Annotated in this window: 16 protein-coding genes; 10 read left to right on the forward strand and 6 right to left on the reverse strand. The window is 57.5% G+C overall.

Features of this window, described 5'->3' with window-relative positions; translation table 11 throughout:
* Window positions 1–64: 64 nt before the first annotated feature.
* The 5 genes from sufU to sufC are packed head-to-tail and all read right to left on the reverse strand — an operon-like array spanning window position 65 to window position 5,310.
* Window positions 65–499, reverse strand: coding sequence for a Fe-S cluster assembly sulfur transfer protein SufU (gene sufU / locus DXC18_RS07595; RefSeq protein ID WP_117563904.1), 435 nt, complete (start codon window positions 497–499; stop codon window positions 65–67).
* Window positions 492–1,817: an aminotransferase class V-fold PLP-dependent enzyme gene (locus DXC18_RS07600; RefSeq protein WP_199412243.1), complete on the reverse strand. Its 1,326-nt coding sequence runs from the start codon at window positions 1,815–1,817 to the stop codon at window positions 492–494. Before DXC18_RS07600 ends, sufU begins: the two co-directional genes overlap by 8 nt.
* Window positions 1,814–3,085, reverse strand: a complete 1,272-nt coding sequence (locus DXC18_RS07605; protein ID WP_117716830.1) for a SufD family Fe-S cluster assembly protein — start codon at window positions 3,083–3,085, stop codon at window positions 1,814–1,816. The genes DXC18_RS07600 and DXC18_RS07605 overlap by 4 nt, the downstream gene beginning before the upstream one ends.
* Complete coding sequence (gene sufB / locus DXC18_RS07610) at window positions 3,085–4,497, reverse strand: Fe-S cluster assembly protein SufB (protein WP_022094821.1); 1,413 nt, start codon at window positions 4,495–4,497, stop codon at window positions 3,085–3,087. The genes DXC18_RS07605 and sufB overlap by 1 nt, the downstream gene beginning before the upstream one ends.
* A gap of 12 nt (window positions 4,498–4,509) precedes the next feature.
* Window positions 4,510–5,310, reverse strand: coding sequence for a Fe-S cluster assembly ATPase SufC (gene sufC, locus DXC18_RS07615; protein WP_117583736.1), 801 nt, complete (start codon window positions 5,308–5,310; stop codon window positions 4,510–4,512).
* 224 nt (window positions 5,311–5,534) lie between these two features.
* On the opposite strand from sufC, the gene DXC18_RS07620 reads away from it, so the two are divergent.
* The 3 genes from DXC18_RS07620 to DXC18_RS07630 all read left to right on the forward strand — a co-directional run bounded on the left by DXC18_RS07620 (window position 5,535) and on the right by DXC18_RS07630 (window position 9,914).
* Window positions 5,535–5,966 (forward strand): Rrf2 family transcriptional regulator, encoded by a 432-nt coding sequence (locus DXC18_RS07620; protein WP_117716831.1) that lies wholly within the window; start codon window positions 5,535–5,537, stop codon window positions 5,964–5,966.
* A gap of 139 nt (window positions 5,967–6,105) precedes the next feature.
* Entirely contained in the window at window positions 6,106–7,914 is a 1,809-nt protein-coding gene (locus DXC18_RS10470) for a hypothetical protein (protein ID WP_158552038.1), read from the forward strand.
* Window positions 7,915–8,114: 200 nt separating this feature from the next.
* Complete coding sequence (locus DXC18_RS07630) at window positions 8,115–9,914, forward strand: AAA family ATPase (protein WP_158552041.1); 1,800 nt, start codon at window positions 8,115–8,117, stop codon at window positions 9,912–9,914.
* Window positions 9,915–9,934: 20 nt separating this feature from the next.
* Here the strand turns inward: DXC18_RS07630 and DXC18_RS07635 are convergent, their stop codons facing one another.
* Window positions 9,935–10,954, reverse strand: coding sequence for a glycosyltransferase (locus tag DXC18_RS07635; protein WP_117716833.1), 1,020 nt, complete (start codon window positions 10,952–10,954; stop codon window positions 9,935–9,937).
* Between the two features lie 256 nt (window positions 10,955–11,210).
* On the opposite strand from DXC18_RS07635, the gene DXC18_RS07640 reads away from it, so the two are divergent.
* The 7 genes from DXC18_RS07640 to DXC18_RS07670 form a co-directional block, all read left to right on the forward strand.
* The gene (locus DXC18_RS07640; protein WP_117716834.1) at window positions 11,211–12,314 is read left to right on the forward strand and encodes a glycosyltransferase; all 1,104 of its coding nucleotides are present in this window, start codon (window positions 11,211–11,213) and stop codon (window positions 12,312–12,314) included.
* 6 nt (window positions 12,315–12,320) lie between these two features.
* On the forward strand, window positions 12,321–13,361 hold the full coding sequence (locus DXC18_RS07645) for a glycosyltransferase (RefSeq protein ID WP_117716835.1): 1,041 nt from the start codon (window positions 12,321–12,323) through the stop codon (window positions 13,359–13,361).
* A gap of 74 nt (window positions 13,362–13,435) precedes the next feature.
* Window positions 13,436–14,554, forward strand: coding sequence for a glycosyltransferase family 2 protein (locus tag DXC18_RS07650; protein ID WP_158552044.1), 1,119 nt, complete (start codon window positions 13,436–13,438; stop codon window positions 14,552–14,554).
* Window positions 14,555–14,566: 12 nt separating this feature from the next.
* Window positions 14,567–15,634, forward strand: coding sequence for a glycosyltransferase (locus DXC18_RS07655; RefSeq protein ID WP_117716837.1), 1,068 nt, complete (start codon window positions 14,567–14,569; stop codon window positions 15,632–15,634).
* A gap of 485 nt (window positions 15,635–16,119) precedes the next feature.
* Window positions 16,120–17,385, forward strand: coding sequence for a hypothetical protein (locus DXC18_RS07660; protein ID WP_255413461.1), 1,266 nt, complete (start codon window positions 16,120–16,122; stop codon window positions 17,383–17,385).
* 59 nt (window positions 17,386–17,444) lie between these two features.
* The gene (locus DXC18_RS07665) at window positions 17,445–19,676 is read left to right on the forward strand and encodes an N-acetylmuramoyl-L-alanine amidase family protein (RefSeq protein WP_147330263.1); all 2,232 of its coding nucleotides are present in this window, start codon (window positions 17,445–17,447) and stop codon (window positions 19,674–19,676) included.
* A 263-nt stretch (window positions 19,677–19,939) separates the two neighbouring features.
* A partial coding sequence (locus tag DXC18_RS07670; RefSeq protein WP_304485481.1) for a glycoside hydrolase family 25 protein occupies window positions 19,940–21,048 on the forward strand: 1,109 nt, incomplete at its 3' end.

A 21,048-nucleotide genomic window follows, 5' to 3' on the forward strand; every position in this document is an offset into this window, starting at 1 on the left:
AAATGGCCGAACCACTCTTGTCAAGCGATTCGGCCAATAAAATTCTTAAGATTTGGGACAAATACTACTGATTATTTTGTCCCGTGAGCATGCCGTCGAGGGTGCGCCAGGCGAGCTCGGCGCATTTGACGCGGGCGGGCATGTGCGAGATGTCCTGGAGCTGGGCGGCTTCGTCCAGGTCTTCCAGGTCCTCCTCGGAGAGCTTCTCGCCGCGGATCATGGCGAGGAAGAGCTCTGCCAGGTGGCGAGCTTCCTCGACGGTCTCGCCGGTGATGAGGTCGGCCATGATGTCGGCACTGGCCTGGCTGATGGCGCAGCCGTGACCGGTAAAGGAGGCCTCCTCGATCACGTTGTTCTCGACACGCAGCTGCAAGGTGAGCTCGTCTCCGCAGCTAGGGTTGATGCCGTCGTGCTCGTGCGTGGGAGCATCCATCTCGTACTTATAGTCGGGGTGCGAGTTGTGCTCCATAAATGTGGTGGAGGTGTACAGATTACCCATTGAACGTGCTCCAAACGTGATGCAGGCCGGCGATGAACTTGTCGATGTCGGCCTTGTCGTTGTAGAAGGCCACGCTGGCGCGGCAGCAGGCAAGGTTCTCGACGCCCAGCCAGGTGAGCAGTGGCTGCGCGCAGTGGTGGCCGGCGCGGATGCAGACGCCGTCCATGTCCATGATGCTCGCGACGTCGTGCGGGTGGATGCCCTTGACGTTAAAGCTCACAACGCCGTGGTGGTTGTCCCAATAGATGGAGCCGATGATCTGGACAAAGTCGAGCTGCATGAGTTCGCCCATCAGATAGTGGACGAGTGCCTGCTCGCGGGTCTGGATGTTCTCGTAACCCACCGTGTTGACCAGGTAGTCGAGTGCCGCACCCGTGGCGAAGATGCCGGCGGCGTCCTGCGTACCCGCCTCGAACTTCTCGGGGACAGGAGCCCAGACGGCGTCCTGCTCGGTGACCGAATCGATCATCTCGCCGCCGGTGAGCATGGGCGGCATGGCGTTGAGCAGGTCCATCTTGCCCCACAGCACGCCGATGCCCATGGGGCCCATGGCCTTGTGCGCGCTAAAGGCAAAGAAGTCGGCGCCCAGGTCGGCCACATCGACCGGCATGTGCGGCAGCGACTGCGCACCGTCGACGACCAGGTAGCCGCCGTACTTGTGCACGAGCTTGCCGAGGTTCTTGACCGGGTTCTCGACGCCCAGCACGTTGGAGACCTGTCCCACGGCCAGGATTTTGGTCTTGGGACCCACCTTTGCAAGAACCTCCTCGGTGGTGAGCTGGCCGGTCTTGGTGGGGTAGAGGTAGACGAGCTTGGCGCCGGTCTCGCGGCAGACCTGCTGCCACGGAATCAGGTTCGAGTGGTGCTCCATGATGGTGATGACGACCTCGTCGCCCGGTTCGAGCACTGTGGGCGCAAAGCTCTTGGCGACCAGGTTGAGCGACTCGCTCGTGTTGCGGGTGAAGACGACCTCGTTGGCCTGTGGGGCGCCGATGAGGTCGGCGATCTGCTGGCGGACCTTCGCGATGGCGTCGGTGGCCTCGACGGACAGCGAGTACAGTCCGCGCAGGGGGTTGGCGTTCATGCGCTGGTAGAAGTCGCGCTCGGCGTCGAGCACACAGGCAGGGCGCTGCGCGGTGGCGGCGCTATCGAGGAAGGCGATCTCGGGGTGCTGCTGGAACAGCGGGAACTGGCCCTTGTAGGGGTTGGTCTCGATGTCCACGGTGGGCCAGCCGCGCGAAGCCTCGTCGCTGGCGTCGAGCTCCATGGGCTCGGGGGCAGTGCAGGTGTCGCATTTAACGTGCTCGGTGTCGATCATGCGAGCTCCTCTTCAAAGTTGTCGATCAGGTTGTTTCCCAGGCGGACGACGGCGGCGCGGGTGCGCTCGTCGGTGGCGGAAAGCGCGGCGTCCTCCAGCTTGGCGCGGATGAACAGGTCCTCGGCGGCGTTTTGGTCAAGGCCGCGGCAGGCGAGATAGAACAGCTGCTCGTCGCGGACGTGGCCGATGGTGGCGCCGTGGTTGCCGGCGACGTCGTCCTCGTCGCAGAGGATGACGGGAACGGTCTTGTTGTCGACGCCCTTGTTGGCCAGCAGCACGGTTTCGCGTTCGGTGCCGACGGCACCCTTGCAGCCGTGCACGAGGTCGATGGTGCCGCGGTAGACCTTCTTGGACGTGCCGGTCAGCACGCCGTTGGCGTCGATTTCGCACTCGGTCTTGCGACCGCGGTGGCGCAGCTCGTAGTTAAAGTCGCGCACCTGCTCGCGGGCGCCCAGGTAATCGGTATCGATCGTAACCTTGGCAGTGTCGCCCAGCAGGTCGCTGGCAAGGCCGGTGGCGCTGGCGCCGGCGCCCAGCACGGTATGCTGCACGTTGACGCGCGCGCCCTCGTCTAGGAACAGCCCGGTGTCGTCGAGCGCAATCCAGCTGTCGTCGAGCGTCTGCGTGCAGGTCACGTTGACGGTGGCGTACTCGTGGGCGCACACGCGTAGCACAGAGCCCACGACGCCCTCGCCCTCGGCGGGCGAGTCTAAGGCGATATGCAGGTCAAGCGTTGCCTGCGGGCGGGCGACGACGTCGATGGCGGCAATCGCAGCCGCCGCGTCGTCGCCGCTTACGCGCACGGTAACCGTGGCGTGCTGGTACGCAGGCATATCGATGACGATGCGCTTGGTAGCGTGCTCGGCCATGTAGGCGTATGCAGCCTCGCCCATGCCGGTTTCGAAGGCCTCGGCGGGGGAGAGCTCCTCTTCGAGCTTGATGGCGCCGACCTGGTAGACAGAGGTGGCGGGCACGTCGAGCTCGGTCTCGGGCGTGATACGGGCGCGGTCGGCGGCATCACCGGGGGCAGCGGTACGGCGCTCGGGGAAGCGCTCGGCCATGGCTTCCATGGCGGTGTCGAAGGCGTCGGCAGCACCGCGGAACTGCTCGTCCAAGCCCTCGACCTCGACGGCCTCGGCAGGAGCGACGGCAAGCTCGTCCGAAAGCTCAAGCTTAGTCTGGTTCATCTTGAGCCAACCCCAAGTGGCAGCCGGCATCGCATTGACCTGCTCAAGGGTGGTAGCAGCGGTGTTCGTGGTCTGTTTCATTATCCGATCGCTCCTTCCATCTCGAGCTTGATCAGGTTGTTCATCTCGACGGCGTACTCCAGCGGCAGCTCCTTGGAGACCGGGTTGGCAAAGCCGTTGACGATCATGGTGCGGGCCTCTTCCTCCGAGATGCCGCGGCTCATCAGGTAGAACACCTTGTCGTCGCCGATGCGTCCGATGGTGGCCTCGTGGCCGATATCGACGTTCTTGGCGCGGATGTCCATAGCGGGGATGGTGTCGGAGCGGCTCTGGTCATCGAGCATGAGCGACTGACAGCTCACGGTTGCCTTGGAGCCCTCGGCCTTGGGTGTCGCCACGATGGAGCTGCGGAAGGTCTGGATGCCGCCGCTCTTGGAGATGCCCTTGGTCTCGACGGTCGCCGAGGTCTCGGGCGCGTTGAGCACGACCTTGCAGCCGGTGTCGAGGTTCTGCCCGGCGCCGGCGAAGGTGATGCCGGTAAAGCTCGAGCGGGCGCGGCGGCCGTTGAGCACGCTCATGGGATAGAGGTAACCTACGTGGCTGCCGAAGGAGCCGCTGATCCATTCGATGTCGCCGTCCTCGTCCACGCGCGCACGCTTGGTGTTGAGGTTGTACATATTCTTGGACCAGTTCTCGATGGTCGAGTAGCGCAGGTGCGCACGCTTGCCCACAAAGAGCTCCACGGCGCCAGCGTGGAGGTTGGCCACGTTGTACTTGGGCGCGGAGCAACCCTCAATGAAGTGCAGGTCGGCATCGTCCTCGACGATGATGAGCGTGTGCTCAAACTGGCCGGCACCCTTGGCGTTGAGGCGGAAGTAGCTCTGCAGCGGGAAGTCGAGCTTGGTGCCCTTGGGCACGTAGACAAACGAGCCGCCCGACCATACGGCGCCGTGCAGGGCCGCAAACTTGTGGTCGGTGGGCGGGATGAGCGTCATGAACTTCTCGTGGATGAGCGGCTCCCACTGCGGATCGTGCAGGGCCTCCTCGATGCCGGAGTAGACGATACCCATCTTGGACGCCGTGTCCTGCATGTTGTGGTAGACCAGCTCGGAGTCGTACTGTGCGCCGACGCCCGCCAGATAGCTGCGCTCGGCCTCGGGGATGCCCAAGCGCTCAAAGGTGTTCTTGATGTCGTCGGGCACCGACTCCCAGTCGTGCTTTTGGTCGGTGTTGGGCTTGACGTAGGTGACGATGTTGTCCATGTCCAGGCCCTCGATGGAGGGGCCCCACGTCGGGTCGGGAAAACGGTTGAAGATCTCGAGGGACTTTAAGCGCAGGTCGAGCATCCACTGCGGCTCGTCCTTTTTGGCGCTGATCTCGCGCACGATGTCGGGCGTGATGCCGGCGTCGAGGCGCTCGAATCCCTCCTCGCCATAGGTGAAGTCGTAGAGGCTGCGGTCGATGTCCGCGACCTCGGTGCGGTTCTTGGTCATTGCGTCGCCCCTTTACGCCTGCTGCCCGGCAGCGGCGGCCTCGGCCTGGGCGCGCTGCTCGGCGGCCTCGCGCTCGAAGGTCTCAAAGCCGTTCTTGTCGATCCAGGGGATGAGCGAGGCGTCGTCCTCGCGCACGATGTGGCCCTTGACCATAACGTGGACACGGTCTACATCCAAGTGCTCCAGGATGCGCGTATTATGCGTGATGATGAGCATGGAACCGTCGCAGCTCTTGCGGTAGGCGTCCATGCCGTGGCTGACGGTGGAAAGCGCGTCGACGTCCAGGCCCGAGTCGGTCTCGTCGAGGATGGCGAGCTTGGGCTGCAGCAACAGGAGCTGGAGCATCTCGACCTTCTTCTTCTCGCCGCCCGAGAAGCCTACGCCCAGCTCGCGGTTGAGGTAGGCGGTATCCATGTTGAGCTCGGCCGCGAGCTCCTTGACGCGACGGCGGAACTCCTTGCCCTTCATCTCCAGGCCGGGGCGGCCGGCAATGCTGGCGCGCAAAAAGCTCGACAGCGGCACGCCAGGGATCTCGACCGGGGCCTGGAAGCTCAGGAACAGGCCGGCGCGCGAACGCTTGTCGGTGCTGAGCTCGGTGATGTCCTGGCCGTCAAAGACGATGTGGCCGTCGTTGACCGTGTAGACGGGGTCGCCCATGACCAGGTGGCCGAGGGTGGACTTGCCGGCGCCGTTGGGGCCCATCAGCACGTGGGTCTCGCCGGCGGCGACGTTGAGGTTGACGTTGTGGAGGATGGTCTTCTCGTCCACGGAGGCGGTCAGACCTTCGATGGAAAGCAGCGGATTTGCGCTCATGCTGTCCCTCTCTGTATATGGTGTACTCATAGGTGTACTAAACCCTAGGAATCTTCTCGGAATAAAGTTACTATGGGTTCGGCGTTAGTCAAGGGAAAACCCGACTAATCCACTCGACTTTTCAAATTCTGGGACAAAATAACCTGTTGTGTTTGTCCCACTTACTTAAGATTTGGGACAAACAAACCTGGTTATGTTGTCCCAGATGCGATGGGAGGGTAGGTATGCTCATTTCTTCTAAGGGCCGCTATGCCCTCCGGTTAATGATCTATATCGCGGCGCTGGGTGACGCCGAGGGCAAGATTGCTTTGCGCGAGGTTGCCGACCGCGAGCATATCTCGCAAAAGTATTTGGAGCAGCTGGTTCGTCCGCTTATGAAGGCGGGCCTGCTTAAGAGCGTGCGCGGCAAAGGCGGTGGCTACTTGATGGCCAAGGACCCCGCCGAGGTGCGTGCTGGCGACATCCTGCGCGCTGTCGAGGGCAGCACGGCGCCCGTGGCGTGCGACGGCATCGACAACAGCTGCACCCGCAGCGATTTGTGCTCGACCGTCAAGTTCTGGCGCGGTCTGGACGACGTGATCGAAAAGTACGTCGACGGCGTAACACTGGCCGACCTTGCTGCCGTCCCCGAGATTAACTTTGACATCAAGCTGTAGGTCGAGCGCAATTCCTTAAGATTTCGCGGAGGGTTGTTGCCGTTTACCGAGGGGTTGTTGTGCAACAACGGGCGAGCTGCAATACTTATTTTTATCTTTGCAAACTGCACTTTAACTACACCAATGCAGGGAGGATCTTATGCAGCCCAAGCATTCTGCGATTGTCGCGGGCCTGACGCTGGCGCTTTCGTTTGGCGCCGTTTCCGCGCCGGCACCCGCCGCTGCCGAGGAGCCCACGCCGGGCGTTGCCTCGGATGCGACCGATATCGATAAGGGTCTCTATACCCAGCAGTCCTTTTCGGGCGTGCTGAGGTCGGTCCAGGGCGTTTCGTTTGTTAACGTGACTCCCGAGATGAAGTACTTCACCAAATATGAGAGTCACGGCAACTATAACCAGGGCTTTTCGTACGGTGACGGTTATAACGCGCTGGGTTATTACCAGTTCGACCGTCGTTGGTCGCTCATTCCGTTTATGAAGCAGGCCTACAACTACAACCCCGAAAAATACAGCATGCTCAAGGATGCGATTGATCGCGGCAGCGAGATTTCCAACATGAGCAATGCCATGTACGAGAACGGCCAGCTCACCGAGTTGGGCCGTATTGCGCAGGAGGCCTTCCAGGGCGCTTATAACATCGATCCTGTTGAGTTCTCAGCTCTTCAAGATGCCTATGCGTACAACTCGTACTATGCGGTGACCGAGGCGTGGCTCAAGAGTGGCCTGGGCATTGATATTTCGGGCCGTGCCGATTGCGTTAAGGGCATGGTGTGGAGCATCACCAACATGTGCGGCACCGGTGGCTGCAGGGACTTCTTCCGTTGGGCGAATCTCTCCAACGATATGTCCGACCGCGAGTTTGTGACGGCGCTTTCCAACAGTGTGGTCAATAACGTGGCGACCAAGTATTCGAGCCAGCCCCAGTATCATGAGGGCTGGAAGAACCGCTACCGCAATGAGCTGAAGGACTGCTTGGTTTATATCGCCGAGGACGAGGCCGCTGCGACGCCCGTGCAGCCCGAACCTACGCCGGCGCCCTCGCCGACGCCTGATTCGAATGACGACTCGAGCGACGATGCCAACGATGACAGGATGGATGCGCCCTCGACCGGTGCTGACGGTGATGGCTCTGCTGGTGGCACTACCAACAACGGCTCTACCTCGAACGGTTCCGATTCAAACGGCTCTGCTGCGGGCGATTCGTCTTCAAGCTCTGCCGGCAATACGGACAGCGACGCTTCTGGTTCGACCGGCGCTGGCACCTCTAACTCATCCACCGGCTCGAGCGATTCGTCCGTTGGCACCGGCTCTAACAACGGCTCCGGCTCTGACGCAACCCCTGGTTCCGATGCTTCCAAGGATGACTCGAATAAGGCGCCGGACGTTCCCGTTGCTTCGCCGGACAAGAAGCCTTCTTTCTCCGAGCAGCTTGGCTCTACGCTGGGCTCTTCGCTGATGGCTGGCGTCAATAACGGCTCGACCCAGAACAAGGGCAACTCTGATCAGGTTTCCACGGAAAAGATCGAAGCCGCAAAGGGCGACTCCAAGGACAAGGCTTCCGAGAAGACCGAATCCGATAAGGGTTCTAGCTCTGAGGAGAAGAGCGACAAGTCCGAACAGAAGAAGGACGAGGATAAGAAGTCTGAATCTGAGGAGAAGGACAAGAGCAAGGCCGAGGGCGAAAAGAAACAGTCCGAAGACGACGACAAGAGCGGTGCTGACAACCAGGTCCAAGAGCAAAATGACTCCAAAACGGTGACCACCACGACCACGACGACTACAACGACCAAGTCCTCGGGCGGCAACATGCCCAAGACGGGCGATCTGATTGTGATGGCGAGCCTTGCCAGCGCGAGCTTGGCCACACTGGGCGCTACGTCTATCGTAAGTGGTAAGCATAAGCTCGATCAGCAGAAGAAGGCTTCTGGGGAGGACGGCTCGGAGGAGTAATCTTCTAGATCGTTTTCTATAAGAGTTTGGGACGGGGTCCGGTGCGGCGGCATCGGGCCCCGTTTTTGTTGTGCAACGATTTGTTATGCCCCCTCGGGGGTCTGCTGCTACCGTTGCCCGAAACGTTTGCATGTCGATATTGTTGCGCTCTACCCGCTCGCTACAATGGGCATCGTGCTGCGTTAGAAGGAGAGTTTACGGTGTCTGAACAGGCGAATTATGGTGTTGCTCATGCGTTTGGCGCACGGTTGCTCAGTTATGCGGATAACGCAGCTCTGCCGGTTGATGTACACGACTTTTCCGATGCAATCAATCGGTGTTTACTCGTCGATAAGACTATGTTTATTGCCGATATATTGGACAGCGAAGCACCTGTTGCGGTTTGCTGTCGGCCCAAGGGTTTTGGCAAGAGCATGAATCTATCGATGCTCAAATGCTATTTGGAACGACCTGATCACCGGCGGCCGGATCGAAGCCCGTTCGTCGGCTCCCAGATTTGGCAGGCGGGCGGCGGTCACTATCGTGATGAGTACGCGTGTTATCCGATCATCACGCTCGACTTTTCAGCTGCCGCTGCGGGGCGCGACGCCGATGCTGCGGCGGCTATTCGCAGCGCTGTCGCGAACGAGTGCGCCCGATTGCTGCCGCTGCTTGCCGCACCTGATCTGTCAAGACGTGAAGTCCGTCTTATCGAGAGGGCGGCGCGTGGGGTGGCCAGCGATAAGGAGATCGATGCGGCGCTTGGCGTGCTTATCAAGCTGCTCCAGGCAGCTTTCGATGAGCAGGTTGTTCTTCTGATAGACGACTACGACGCGGTATGTCCAAAGCGTTTGGACGCTAAGGACGACGGTAGCGTGGATTCCCTAGAGTCGCTCAGCCGAATGTTGTTCGACACCATTGCCGATGCCGGCGACTCGTTGCGATTGACGTGTCTGATGGGCGAGCGCCCCGGTCATGCCGAGTTTGCGTTGTCCCAACGTGGGGTTTCCTATCGGTCGGCGACAGCGTTGTCGAGTTGGTGTGATCGATGGTTCGGTTTTTCGGACGACGAAGTCCAAGTGCTGTTGGATTGCATCGGTCGCAACGGCTGTCTGGATGACGCGCGTGAGTGGCTCGAGGGCTATCTGTTTGGTGGTTTTTATTGCTCGAGCCCGGAGCGCGTGGTGGACTACGCACAGCGCGATTGCGTCGCGCCCGTTCGGGCGGATCTGTATGGTTACGCCGACCGTCTGAGCGCATGCGTCGGTGACTGGAATCTCATGCGCCTGTCCGCATTGTTCGATTTGGTTGAGCCGCATGGGTTTATTGAGGCGCCAGTGCATGTGCATGCCGAGGAGGTCGATGCCGCCAAGCCCGAAGATATCTGGACTGCGCTGTATCTGTCTGGATTTCTTACGACGGACATGACAGGGCATTCGGAGGACGGCGCGTGCCTTCGTTCCCTGCGCCTGCCTAACAACGAAGTGCGTCAGGCGCTCCGTCTTGTAATTCTGGAATGGTTTGAGTGCGCCGTTGAGGACGTTGGAGTTATCGACTCGTTCCATGACGGGTTGTGTCGAGGAGGCGAGGACGCTGTAAAGCAAGCTTTGAGCTGTGCTATCGGCGATCTGGGCATCGATGTGGACAAATCAGATATGCCGACAGCCTATCATCTGGCGCTGCAGGGGCTTTGCTTTGGACTGTCCGGCTATTGCAATCCCAGCTCCAAGCGAAGTGGCGTCTCGGATCGCTGGGATATCCAGGTGATTCCCACCGGTCGGGTGTTTGACGTGGCCGACACGCTCGGCATGCTCGATGAGCGACCGCTCATTACGATCAACATGTTGTATGACCCTGGCGTCGATGCCCTGGGCCTGGAACTGTTAGCGGTTCAGGCGCTGCTCGACATAGAGCGCGACGGCATCGATGATATCCGCGTGCCGCGCCCCGCCGTCGGGCGCATGCGTTGGGGCTTTGGTTTTGACGGTCAGCGTGTGTCCGTGGTGTGTCAACGACTGTAGCGGCGGGCGAAAGCCCTTTACTACTCGGCGTCCTTCAGGGGCGGCATGGGCTTCCAGTTGGGATCCTTAACGATCTTGCGGGCGTCCTTCATGCCGCGACGCAGCGCCGGAATGCCGGTCTTAAAGCATTTGTCGACTGCTGCCAGACGAATGAACTCCTTGCAGAAGGTCGCGGCGTTGCCCAGACGGAACAGCACGGGGTGGTAGTCGCCGTAAATCTGCATGTAGCGTGCCAGATAACCGCGGTTGCGCATGATGTAGTAGCGGTTGGTATCGCTCGTGGAGTTGAGCTGGCGCTTGCCGGCGATATCCCAGTTAGAGACGGCGCGGGCGCGCTTGAGCACCACGTCGGCAACCACGGCGGCGGGGAAGTGCTGGCTGGCCACGTAGCCGTAGCAGGCATCGTCGCCGTAGATAAAGAAGCGCGCGTCGGGCAGGCCAATCTTGTCGACCACGCGGCGCGAGAACATGCCGCCTTCAAAGCACAGTTGGTTCATGGTGCGGTAGCCCTCGGGTCCCAAATCCCACTTGGCGATGGGGTTAGGGATGCCGAGCGAAAGGATGAGCTGGTACTGCCAAAAGAAGGCGCCGCCGTCAAAGTCCAGGCGCGAACCCTGAATGACGTCGTAACAGTCGGTCCACTTGGCCAAGCGCTCGATGCCTTCGGGGATGACGAGCACGTCGTCGTCCATCACCCAGAACCACTGGGCGCCCAGGTCGTAGGCGCATTTGGTGCCGGCGGAGAAGCCACCCGCGCCGCCACCGTTTTCAAGCTGCGGCGCGTATATAACGCGGTCGGTGCCACCCTGTGAATCGGGCTGGTCGGTGTCGATGCCCCACAGGTTGGCGAGGCGCTCGTTAAATGCGGTGCACATGGCCTCGGTCTCGCGCGAATTCTCGTTATCGACAATCACGATGCGCCAGGGCGTTGCCGTGAGCTCGGTCATGGAGTCGAACAAGTTGGCCAGGAGTTCCTGGCGCTTGTACGTGACGACAACGATGGCGAGCTTATCGATGGGGGCGGGAAGGGTTGAAGGCATGGGGCAATATATCCTTTCACGCGCGGCGCGCGAGCGCTGCGCGGAAGCTATCGAATACGTCCTTGGGACTGTCCTATTGTAAAGGCTCGGCGCACCTTGACGGCAAGCTTTGAATAAAACGCAGGAACCTGCCACGGGCCCGCCGCATGACGTGCGGCTACTTTGCCCGCAAGAGGCTCCATAGATTATATAAACGTCCGCTGGCGCGCTGACCCTTTGATACCATGAAACGACAGGTATTTCCTAAGGAGCACATTTGTCTACTAACGTCTCTGGCAGCCCTGTTCTGTCGCTGCTTATTCCCATTTACAATGTTCAGCGCTACCTGCGCGAGTGTCTCGATTCCGCCCTGGCACAGACGCTCAAGGATATTGAGATCATCTGCATTAACGACGGGTCGACCGACAACTCGCCGGCGATTATTCGCGAGTATATGGAGCACGATAGGCGCGTCAAGATGATCGACAAGGCCAACAGCGGCTACGGCGACTCGATGAACCACGGTCTGGAGATGGCGCGCGGCAAGTACGTGGGCATCTTGGAGTCCGATGACTTTATGGCGTCCGACGCACTCGAAAAGCTTGTCTCGGCCGCCGATAGCAATAATGCCGACTTCGCGAAGGCGAACTTTGATTTCTACTGGTCTAAGCCCGAGGAGCGCCGTTCGCTGCACGAGATGTTTAAAGCCAAGGACTGTGGCAAGCCGGTGCACCCGAGCGATACGACGCAGTTCTTTAAGCAAAAGCCGTCGATTTGGTCGGCCGTGTACCGTCGCGATTTTCTTGAGCGCAACGGCATTAAGTTCCTGCCGACTCCGGGGGCATCCTTTCAGGACACGTCATTCGCCTTTAAGGTGATCGCGTGCGCCGATAAGGCTGTTTACCTTCATGATGCCGTGTTGTCGTATCGCCAGGACAACGAGAATTCCTCGGTCAATTCTTCGGCTAAAGTCTTTTGCGTCAATACCGAGTATGCCGAGATTGAGCGTTGGATTCGAGAGGATTATGCCCGTGACCACGCAAGTGATGACGTCGCGCGCATGCTCAAGTTCAATCAGCTCATTAAGTACGATTCGTACATGTGGAACTACGTGCGTCTAGCGCCTAAGTTCTATAAGGAGTTCCTGGTTCAGATGGCCAAGGAGTTCCAAGCGGCCTTGGACGCGGGGGAGTTTTCGCTTGACGATCTCAAGCCGTGGAAGCGCGCAAATCTCGCTGCCATCCTCAAAGATCCTGAGGGCTGGGTTGACGAGCATCCGAGTTTTGCGACGGATGGTGCCTTGGGGCGTGCTAAGTATTACGCCTCGGTTGGAGGCCCAGGCGTGGTCGCCGCCTTCCTCATCGAATCGCTGAGGGGGTAGGTCGGCATGGGAGAGGCCTCGTGTCCTAAAGCTACCATTGTCGTCCCCGTTTACAACTCTGCGCGCTCCATTCAGCGATGCGTCGATTCGCTGTTGGCCCAGTCCGAGCGCTCGATTCAGGTTGTCTGCGTCAACGACGGTTCGACCGATGATTCGTTGAACGTGTTGCGCCAGATCGAGCTGGCCGACGATCGCGTACTGGTTATTGACCAGGAAAACGCGGGCGTCTCGTGCGCTCGAAATGCCGGTATCGATGCCGCCGAGGGCGAGACCGTCTTTTTTGTGGACGCCGACGATTACATCGATGTCCAGACGGTCGAGCGCGTGCTGCATGCCATGGAGCCTGCAGATGCCGAGGTCTCCGTTTTTGGCGGCGTCTGTGAACCAGCCGATGCTGCCCCCAAACGCGTCCAACAACTCATGAGCCCCAAAGCCGGTACCTTCGGCGCCCGTGATCCCCAGTTGCTGTTCCATGCGAATGCGCAGCCCTACGCCTGCCGTGCGGCTTTTTCGCGCGAGCTGCTCAATCGCGAAGGCATTCGCTTCGCCCCCGGTTTGGCTTTGGGCGAGGACGTTGTCTTCCAATTTGCGGCTTATGCGCTTGCCCGCAAGGCCGTTGTCATGCCGGACAAGTTCTACCACTACGTGATGGAGAGCGAATCGGCGACGCATGAGTTCAACAGTGCCGAGGCTCGCGTCAAAAAGCTTGACGCCCACATGAGGATGCTCGAGGAGGTCTTGGAGGGCTGGGCGGCCTACGGTCTTTTGGACCTGTGCCCCGGCGAGCTGATAACTTGGTTTTTGGACCTCATTGTGTTCGACCTGGTGCGCTTGGATGCTGATGGCTTCCATCGCGTGGCGGCTCGCGTCAACATGGACCTCACGACGTTTTTGGGAACGGAGTGGGCGGATATGCCTGCTAAGGGTGCCGTTCGTCGTGTTGCCCACAAGCTCGTTGCGGCGACCTCGGGCGTTTCGATGGCAGACGCCACGCAGTTCTATCTTTCGACTCGCGGTCTCAAAGCCTGCCTGGAGCGCTTTATCTAATTCCAAGCGCTGCCGCCCGCCGCAACTCGGCTGCTAAAATAACCCTGTTACACGCTATTCAACAGGAGGTTCTCTTGCAGAACTCTGATACCCCTAAAGTTTCGCTGCTTGTCCCCATTTGCAATGTCGAGCGCTATCTGCGCGAGTGCCTCGATTCCGCCGTGGCGCAGACGCTCAAGGACATCGAGATCCTCTGTATCAACGACGGCTCCACCGATAGCTCGCCGGATATCATCCGCGAGTACATGGAGCGCGACCCCCGTGTAAAGATGATCGATAAAGCCAACAGCGGCTACGGCGACTCGATGAACCGCGGCCTGGAGATGGCTCGCGGCGAGTACGTGGGCATCCTTGAGTCCGACGACTTTATGTTTGAGGACTCGCTCCAAAAGCTGGTCGCCAAGGCCGATGCTGAACATGCCGATGTGGTAAAGGGCGACTTTTACCTGTATTGGTCCACGCCCAGCGAACGCCGTGAGCTGTTTGGGATCATCGACGAGCATATGACGGGCGCCGCTTATCGCCCCGTCGATCGCCCGGGCATTTTCTACCGCAAACCTTCCATTTGGTCGGCTATCTATCGGCGCGAGTTCCTCAACGACAATCAGATTCGGTTCCTTCCCACGCCGGGTGCTTCGTATCAGGATGCGGGTTTTAACTTTAAGGTCTGGGCATGCGCCGAGCGTGCCGCGTTTATTGCGGACCCCATTTTGTGCTATCGCCAAGACAACGAGAAGAGCTCAGTTAATTCGCCCAACAAGGTGTTTTGCGTGTGCGACGAATATGCTGAGATGCAACGTTTTTTGGACGAGCGTCCCGAGCTCAAGGCTCAGCTTCAGGGCATTTTAATGCGCATGAAGGTCGATACGTACCGTTGGAATGATGAGCGCCTGGTCGATGAGTTGCGCGAGCAGTTTTGGGAGAAGGCCTCTCCCGAGCTCAAGTCCGATTGGGATGCCGGTCGCTTTGACCTGTCGCTGTTCGATCCGCGTGGCGAGACCGACTTGCGCCTGATGGTCAAGTCGCCCCGCGCCTATATCGATTCGCGCTTTGGCTTTAAAAAGCCGGGCAAGATCAATACGTTTAAGCACTACTTTAAGATTGGCGGGCTGCCGCTGGTCTGGCGCGTGCTGACGTATCAGCGCACCTACGGTGATAATCCGCACCCCGATGACGTTCCGGTCGCACAGTAGGAGCACTTGACTATGGCTACCCCCAAGATTTCCGTTGTCGTTCCCATCTATAACGTGGAGGAGTGCCTGGCCTGGTGCCTGGACTCCCTGCTTGCGCAGGACATGCCCGATTGGGAAGGCGTGCTGGTCAACGACGGCTCGCCGGACGGCTCGCGCGATATTGCGGCTACCTATTGCGAAAAGGACGCGCGCTTTACGCTGGTCGATAAGGAGAACGGCGGCCTGTCGAGTGCGCGTAATGCAGGTATCGCCGCGTCCACGGCTCCTATCGTCGCGTTTTTGGATTCCGACGATCGCTTTACGCCCGATGCATGCCGCGTGATCGTCGATGCCTTTGAGCGCGAGGGCTGCGACGTTTTGACCTTTGGCGCGAATCCGTATCCGCTGGAGGCGGGGTATCCGTGGCTTAATCGGGTTTTGAGTCCGCGGGACGTTTCTTTTCATGGATATAGTTTCGAATTATTATTTAAAGAGGATTCGCGTCCCTTTGTGTGGCGGACTGCCTGCAGACGTGATTTTCTGGCGAATAACGCTATTCGGTTTGATGAATCTATCTGCTATGGCGAAGATCAAGTTTTCGAAATGGCGATCTATGGTCGTTCGCGAAAAACAACGCTGATTTCGAATAAATTGTATGACTACCGTGTGGCGCGCAAGGGCTCGCTCATGGACACCATGCGCTACGACGACGAGACGCGTCTGCTGGAGCATGTGAAAATATATTCCGCGGTGTTGGCCGACTGGCATCGAGATGGCCTTGACACGCAGCATGTCGATGACCTGGCATACTTCCTGTGTGATTTGGTGCTGTACGATGCAATAAGGTTGCTGGGTACGGGCTGCGGCAAAGTGTTCGACGCTGTATCTACGGTGCTCGCTGGTTCCGCTATGGGGAGCGATGCCGCGCTTGCGCGATGTGCTCCTTCTGTTGCTGCTATGGTGCGCGCAGCGCGTGCTAACAAGGCGCCCAGCGTCCGTGCGTGCAGGAGGCTCATGTTTGAGTACGACGTTTTTAGGTCTGGGCTCCTTCGGGCGTGCAAACGCATGGCCGCGAATATCCTGGGAAAGAGAGATTTGTAGATCGGAGCGGCCATGTCTGTTGTCTTGCTAGACCATCGTCGTCACTACATTCTGTTCGTTGCTGTGGCCTGCCTGAGCGTTTTGTTGGGCGGGCCTTCTTATCCCGGGTGAGAGCGGGGCTCTAGCCATATTTGAATGTGGAGGCGAATGGGGCTAGTCAAATATATATTTCGGTTTCAGACTTGAAAACGCTTGAATTCACCAGTTGTTAGTTTAAAAATAACATATAGATTCCGCCGGATTCGTGGAAAGGATGTTCTATGAAAGACGTTCGAAGGAGATGGCGCGGGCTAAAGGCTTTCGGGTTGGCCGCATTTGCAACTGCCTGCCTTACTTGTGCTCCATTGACCGCAAAAGCAGGTCTTATTGGCGGTGTTGGAGGGGGTAGCGCCTCGGTAGACGAGCCCACGGAATGGTGCGTTGGCGATAACCGTCCGATTTCTTACTGGGAATATGACGGTTGGAACGGCACTCAAAATGAACCGATGTCTGGCCCTCTTACGCGGTATAGCGTCGAGTGTAATGCTGGGGGGACTGCTCACAGAGATTTTCTAGTAGGTTTAAACTCTATTGATCAGAGCGCCTCGAGGACCGATCCTTCTGGAGTTACATCACGTCCCGCAGGTACATACTATTTCAACAAAGATGGTTTGATGCAGACCGGACTCGTTCGGTGCGAGGACGGCAGCCTTCGCTATTTCGATCTCGAAACTGGCGCCATGGTCACGAACCAGTGGCATAACGAATACGAAGCTGTCTGGTACTATTTTGGCGCTGACGGGACCGCGGTGTCGGGCTGGCAGTCTATCGGTGGGGACAAGTATTACTTCTATCCCGAAAGCCATGATATGGCATACGGCCGAGTTCAGATTGATGGCAAGAACTACTTCCTGAACACCCCTGGCGCCAACGCCGACGGCCGCATGCAGCATAGTGGCTGGTTCTACGACTCCATCTACGGAAAGTGGTCCTATGCGACCTCCGACGGTGAGCTATTAACCGGTTGGCATAATCTCGACGGCACTTGGTACTATTTCAACGAATCTGGGGTCATGCTGACTGGCTGGATCAACGATTCGGGTACTTGGTACTACACCAATGCATCCGGTGCGATGGTCACTGGCTGGCTCAACATCGGCGGTACGTGGTTCTACCTCGACGGCTCGGGCGCCATGGCCGCTAACAGCTGGCGCAGCCTCGGCGGCTCCTGGTACTGGTTCGGCGACTCCGGTGCAATGGCCACTGGCTGGTTCTTGGCAGGCGACTCTTGGTACTATGCGAGCGGTTCGGGCGCCATGGCAACCGGCTGGCTCAGCAATGGCGGCACGTGGTATTGGCTCGGAGGTTCGGGCGCTATGGCCTCTAATTCTTGGGCCAACGTTGGTGGAGTTTGGTACTGGTTCGACGATTCCGGCGCGATGGCCACCGGCTGGCGTCAGGTCGGCGGCGCCTGGTACTACTTTAGCGGTTCCGGCGCTATGACCCACGACGCCTGGGTCGGCGACTACTATCTTAAGTCTTCCGGCGCCATGGCTACGAACGCCTGGGTCGGCTCCTATTATGTCGGCGAGGACGGCAAGTGGATTCCAGGTTACGGTTTAGTTTGGTATAAGAACGGAAGCGATGTTTACCATACGCATAAGTGCCGTACCGTTGGCAAGGACGCAAAGGGCTATTCGCAGATCTCTATTCAGGAGGCCCAGAGGCGTGGCGCTTCACGAGAGTGCAAAAACTGCCAGCAAATTGGCTAGCACATTATTGAGTTAGTTTTGATTGAGGCCCCGTTGCCCTGAGGTGACGGGGTCGCTGTGTGATTGGATACCGTGCCGCTATGATGAAATGCTCATTCGGGGAGCTGGTCTTTTCGGGCCTGGTTTCTTTGGGGCTCCTTTTGGGTTCGTCCTCGATGTTATACGCCCTTGATTCGAATAACACTGACGAAGGTCCCGCATCTAACGTTACTATTGCTTCTGTCGAGTCAGGCGTTGATGCTCAGCGCGAATCGACCTTCGCTGTCGAGCAGAACTCTCAGGTGGATAATGGGACCCCTTCTGAGGTCTCGAATCAAATTATTTGGCATCAGGGGTGGATATCACCCGAAGAAGGGGCTGGTTTTTGGCGTTGGGGCTTGTCCGACGGAACAATCGCTGTTTCTTCTTGGAGACATATAAACGGTAGCTGGTACTGGCTTGACGACGAAGGTCGAATGGCTCAGGATGGGTTGATTCAAGTCGGGGGTGCGACGTATGCCTTCTCCTCTTCGGGCGCAATGCGTGTCGGCTGGTACCTAGATTCTACGGGCTCCACTTCTGCTTGGCGTTATTTCTCCGGCTCTGGCGCCATGGTAAAAGGCTGGCTTTCAGACGGCAGCAACTGGTATTGGCTGGATCATGAGGGCAAGATGGTCCACGACTCGATGCTGCAGATCGGGGGAGCCACGTATGGATTCTCTTCTTCTGGCGCAATGCTTATCGGATGGCATCTTGATGCTTCCGTTTGGCACTATTTCTCAGGCTCTGGCGCCCTGGTAAAGGGCTGGCTCTCGGATGGGGGTCGTTGGTACTGGCTTGATCCTGCAGACGGTTCTATGGCCACCGGGCTAAAAGAATGTAATGACACCCCTTATATCTTTAACAGTTCAGGGGCCATGCTCTCCTCCCAGTGGGCGCTTATTGACAACAACTGGTATTACGCTGACTCCAACGGCTTGCTGCATGGAGGCTGGTTACTTCTGGGGAATTCTTGGTATTACTTGGATCCAGGAAGCCATATTATGCTCACGGGCTTTATGCAAGTGGGCTCGTCCACCTATTTCCTTACGAGTTCAGGTGCCATGGCAACAGGCTGGGCACTTGCTGATGGTACTTGGTATTACGCCGCATCAAACGGAGCTATTCAACGAGGGCGATGGATAAAGTCCGGAAACGCCTGGTATTACCTTGATGATGTATCCGGCGCAATGCGTACTGGTGAATTTGCGGTAGGAAGCACGCGCTATTTTTCTTATGATTCCGGTGCAATGGCATCTTCGTGCTGGATCAACTTGAACGACGGTATGGCATGGGCGAATTCGTCTGGAGCACTGAGCGAGCCGTTGCCTACTTCATCTGATGGATCTCCCGTAGTCGCTGATCGAGCCGACTTGTCTTCATTGCCAGGTACGATTCATATTGGAGATGCGGTTTTCTATGTGGATGCAAGCGGTGCCGTCAATGTAGCATCTGGTTGGATTATGTCGAAAGACGCTTCTGACGAAAGCGGCAATACTTGGTATTACGCATCTTCCAATGGTGTCCTTAAGTCTGGTTGGCAATATGTTAACGGTGCGTGGTATTGGATGGATCCTTCCACGTACAAGATGAAGACCGGATGGCTCAATGACGGCGGTACGTGGTACTGGCTTCAGCCTTCGGGTGCCATGTTTGCTAACGGGTGGCTGAAAATCGATGGCGTTGACTATTACTTCAATGCAAGTGGTGCATGGTTGAATACGTCTGGCTCTGTTTTGGGGGTTAATAGGTCCAGTCTGGTCAATTGGCTTATGAGCCACGAAAACGACGGCTATTACCGTGGAACACGCTACGATACGCATCTTAGCCAAGAAACATGCATGTATCCAAAGGGTGATCCTCGTTGGGACGGGTATACCGGTATGAACTGCGGCGGATTTGTATCGCATGCATATATGAAAGCGGGCGGTAATTTAGCTCCCATTGCCGCCGAGCAGAGCCATTCCCCTTGGAGTGGAGGTCCCGGAAGGGGCGGCTGCGTTAACGCTTATCGTTGGTACGGCTACGCTATCGATACGTGCGCAAACGTGACTTATTTCAACTCTATTGATGAGTTGTTACGTAGCGGTTTGGCTCGTAAGGGGGACATTGTGTTCTTCAATCCTTACAACCCATATGCGGACGATAGCCACATTGGCTTTTTCTGGGGCAATACGCCTAGTGAAAACTTGTTTTGGCATAGTGACGGTTATGGAAACCGTATTTCTGGTTTGACTGCTTTGAGTCCATCGAAAGTAATATTGATTCGTTAGAATTCCGAGTTGTAGGGGACTCTCTGGGCCCCCTACCTTTTTGACATCTGGTTTGAAAGCTAACTGATGTCGGCATTCTTTGGGGCTAAGAGTAGGGACTAAGAGTCCTTGGTTTCACCCTGCTGGGAAGTTCTTGTTTACATTGTGGTATTGCGTGCAGTTATTTGTCGTCCCAGATGGCATCTTGTCCAGTTGGATGTTCGGAAATCTTTCACAGCCATGCTGTAAGCTAAACGCAAACAAGAACGAATGACGAGGTTTACATGAGCAAACATCTTAAGTTATTTTCGGCATTGTTGGTGCTGATGGTCCTTGCGCCCATTTCTGTGTTTGTTTTCCCCTCGAACGCGGAAGCTGCGCGGTCCCTAGTTGAGAATTCCTGGCGTTATGAGGATGGGCAATTGGTCGCAGAGGATGCTTCTTCCGAAGAAGATGGAATAGCCTTATTGTCCATGGACATTCTTCCCGATGGGGCTACGGCGCAGGGCATCGATGTCAGTGAGCATCAAGGACGTATTGACTGGAATGCTGTTAAGGCTTCTGGTATCGATTTCGCTATTCTGCGTGTTGGGTTTGGCGCTCCATCTTGGGGCGGTCGAGTTGACTATCAATTTAATCGAAATATTTCTGAGTGCGAGCGACTCGGAATTCCCTACGGCGTCTATATCTATTCATATGCTTTTGATAATCAGCAGGCAGCTGATGAGGCGTCAATGGTGATCAATTGCCTTTCTGGGCATAATCCAAGATTGCCGGTGTATTACGATCTTGAGGATAATTCGATAATTGCAAATGGACGTCAAACCGGAATTGCATCGAGGGCGCAGGTTTTTTGTAATAGGATTTCTGCCGCAGGATATGAGCCTGGTATTTATGCAAATTTAAATTGGTTTAACAACATTTTGACCGACTCTGTTTTCAAGAGCAGCTCTTGGGACCATTGGATCGCTCAATATAATTCAAAGTGTGACTACATCGGTAATTACAGTATTTGGCAGTATAAGAGCAACGGAAAAGTCCCTGGAATCAACGGCAACGTTGATATGAATTATGCGTATGTAGATGTTTCTCTCTATTATTGGCAGTTAAAAGATAATGCCTGGTATTACGCAAACTCTGACGGTAAGGCATATACCGGATGGCTGTACCTCGGCGGCGCCTGGTACTGGCTCGAGCCCGACGCGGGCGGTGCCATGGCTACCGGCCTTCACGAGTGCAACGGCTCCCTGTACTGGTTTAATTCGTCCGGCGCCATGGCGACCGGATGGGTCCTCGACGGCGGGACCTGGTACTACGCGACTGGCTCCGGCGCGCTGGCGCGCGGCCCCGTTTCCGTCGGCGGCGTGCCCTACTGCTTCGACGCCCGGACGGG

Origin of the sequence: Collinsella sp. OM08-14AT, assembly GCF_003438115.1 — a bacterium.
GTDB lineage: Bacteria > Actinomycetota > Coriobacteriia > Coriobacteriales > Coriobacteriaceae > Collinsella.

Coding starts and splice junctions, on each gene's coding strand:
- sufU (WP_117563904.1), bottom strand. CDS start 499: ATGGGTAATCTGTACACCTCCACCACATTTATGGAGCACAACTCGCAC.
- DXC18_RS07600 (WP_199412243.1), bottom strand. CDS start 1,817: ATGATCGACACCGAGCACGTTAAATGCGACACCTGCACTGCCCCCGAG.
- DXC18_RS07605 (WP_117716830.1), bottom strand. CDS start 3,085: ATGAAACAGACCACGAACACCGCTGCTACCACCCTTGAGCAGGTCAAT.
- sufB (WP_022094821.1), bottom strand. CDS start 4,497: ATGACCAAGAACCGCACCGAGGTCGCGGACATCGACCGCAGCCTCTAC.
- sufC (WP_117583736.1), bottom strand. CDS start 5,310: ATGAGCGCAAATCCGCTGCTTTCCATCGAAGGTCTGACCGCCTCCGTG.
- DXC18_RS07620 (WP_117716831.1), top strand. CDS start 5,535: ATGCTCATTTCTTCTAAGGGCCGCTATGCCCTCCGGTTAATGATCTAT.
- DXC18_RS10470 (WP_158552038.1), top strand. CDS start 6,106: ATGCAGCCCAAGCATTCTGCGATTGTCGCGGGCCTGACGCTGGCGCTT.
- DXC18_RS07635 (WP_117716833.1), bottom strand. CDS start 10,954: ATGCCTTCAACCCTTCCCGCCCCCATCGATAAGCTCGCCATCGTTGTC.
- DXC18_RS07645 (WP_117716835.1), top strand. CDS start 12,321: ATGGGAGAGGCCTCGTGTCCTAAAGCTACCATTGTCGTCCCCGTTTAC.
- DXC18_RS07655 (WP_117716837.1), top strand. CDS start 14,567: ATGGCTACCCCCAAGATTTCCGTTGTCGTTCCCATCTATAACGTGGAG.
- DXC18_RS07660 (WP_255413461.1), top strand. CDS start 16,120: ATGTCTGGCCCTCTTACGCGGTATAGCGTCGAGTGTAATGCTGGGGGG.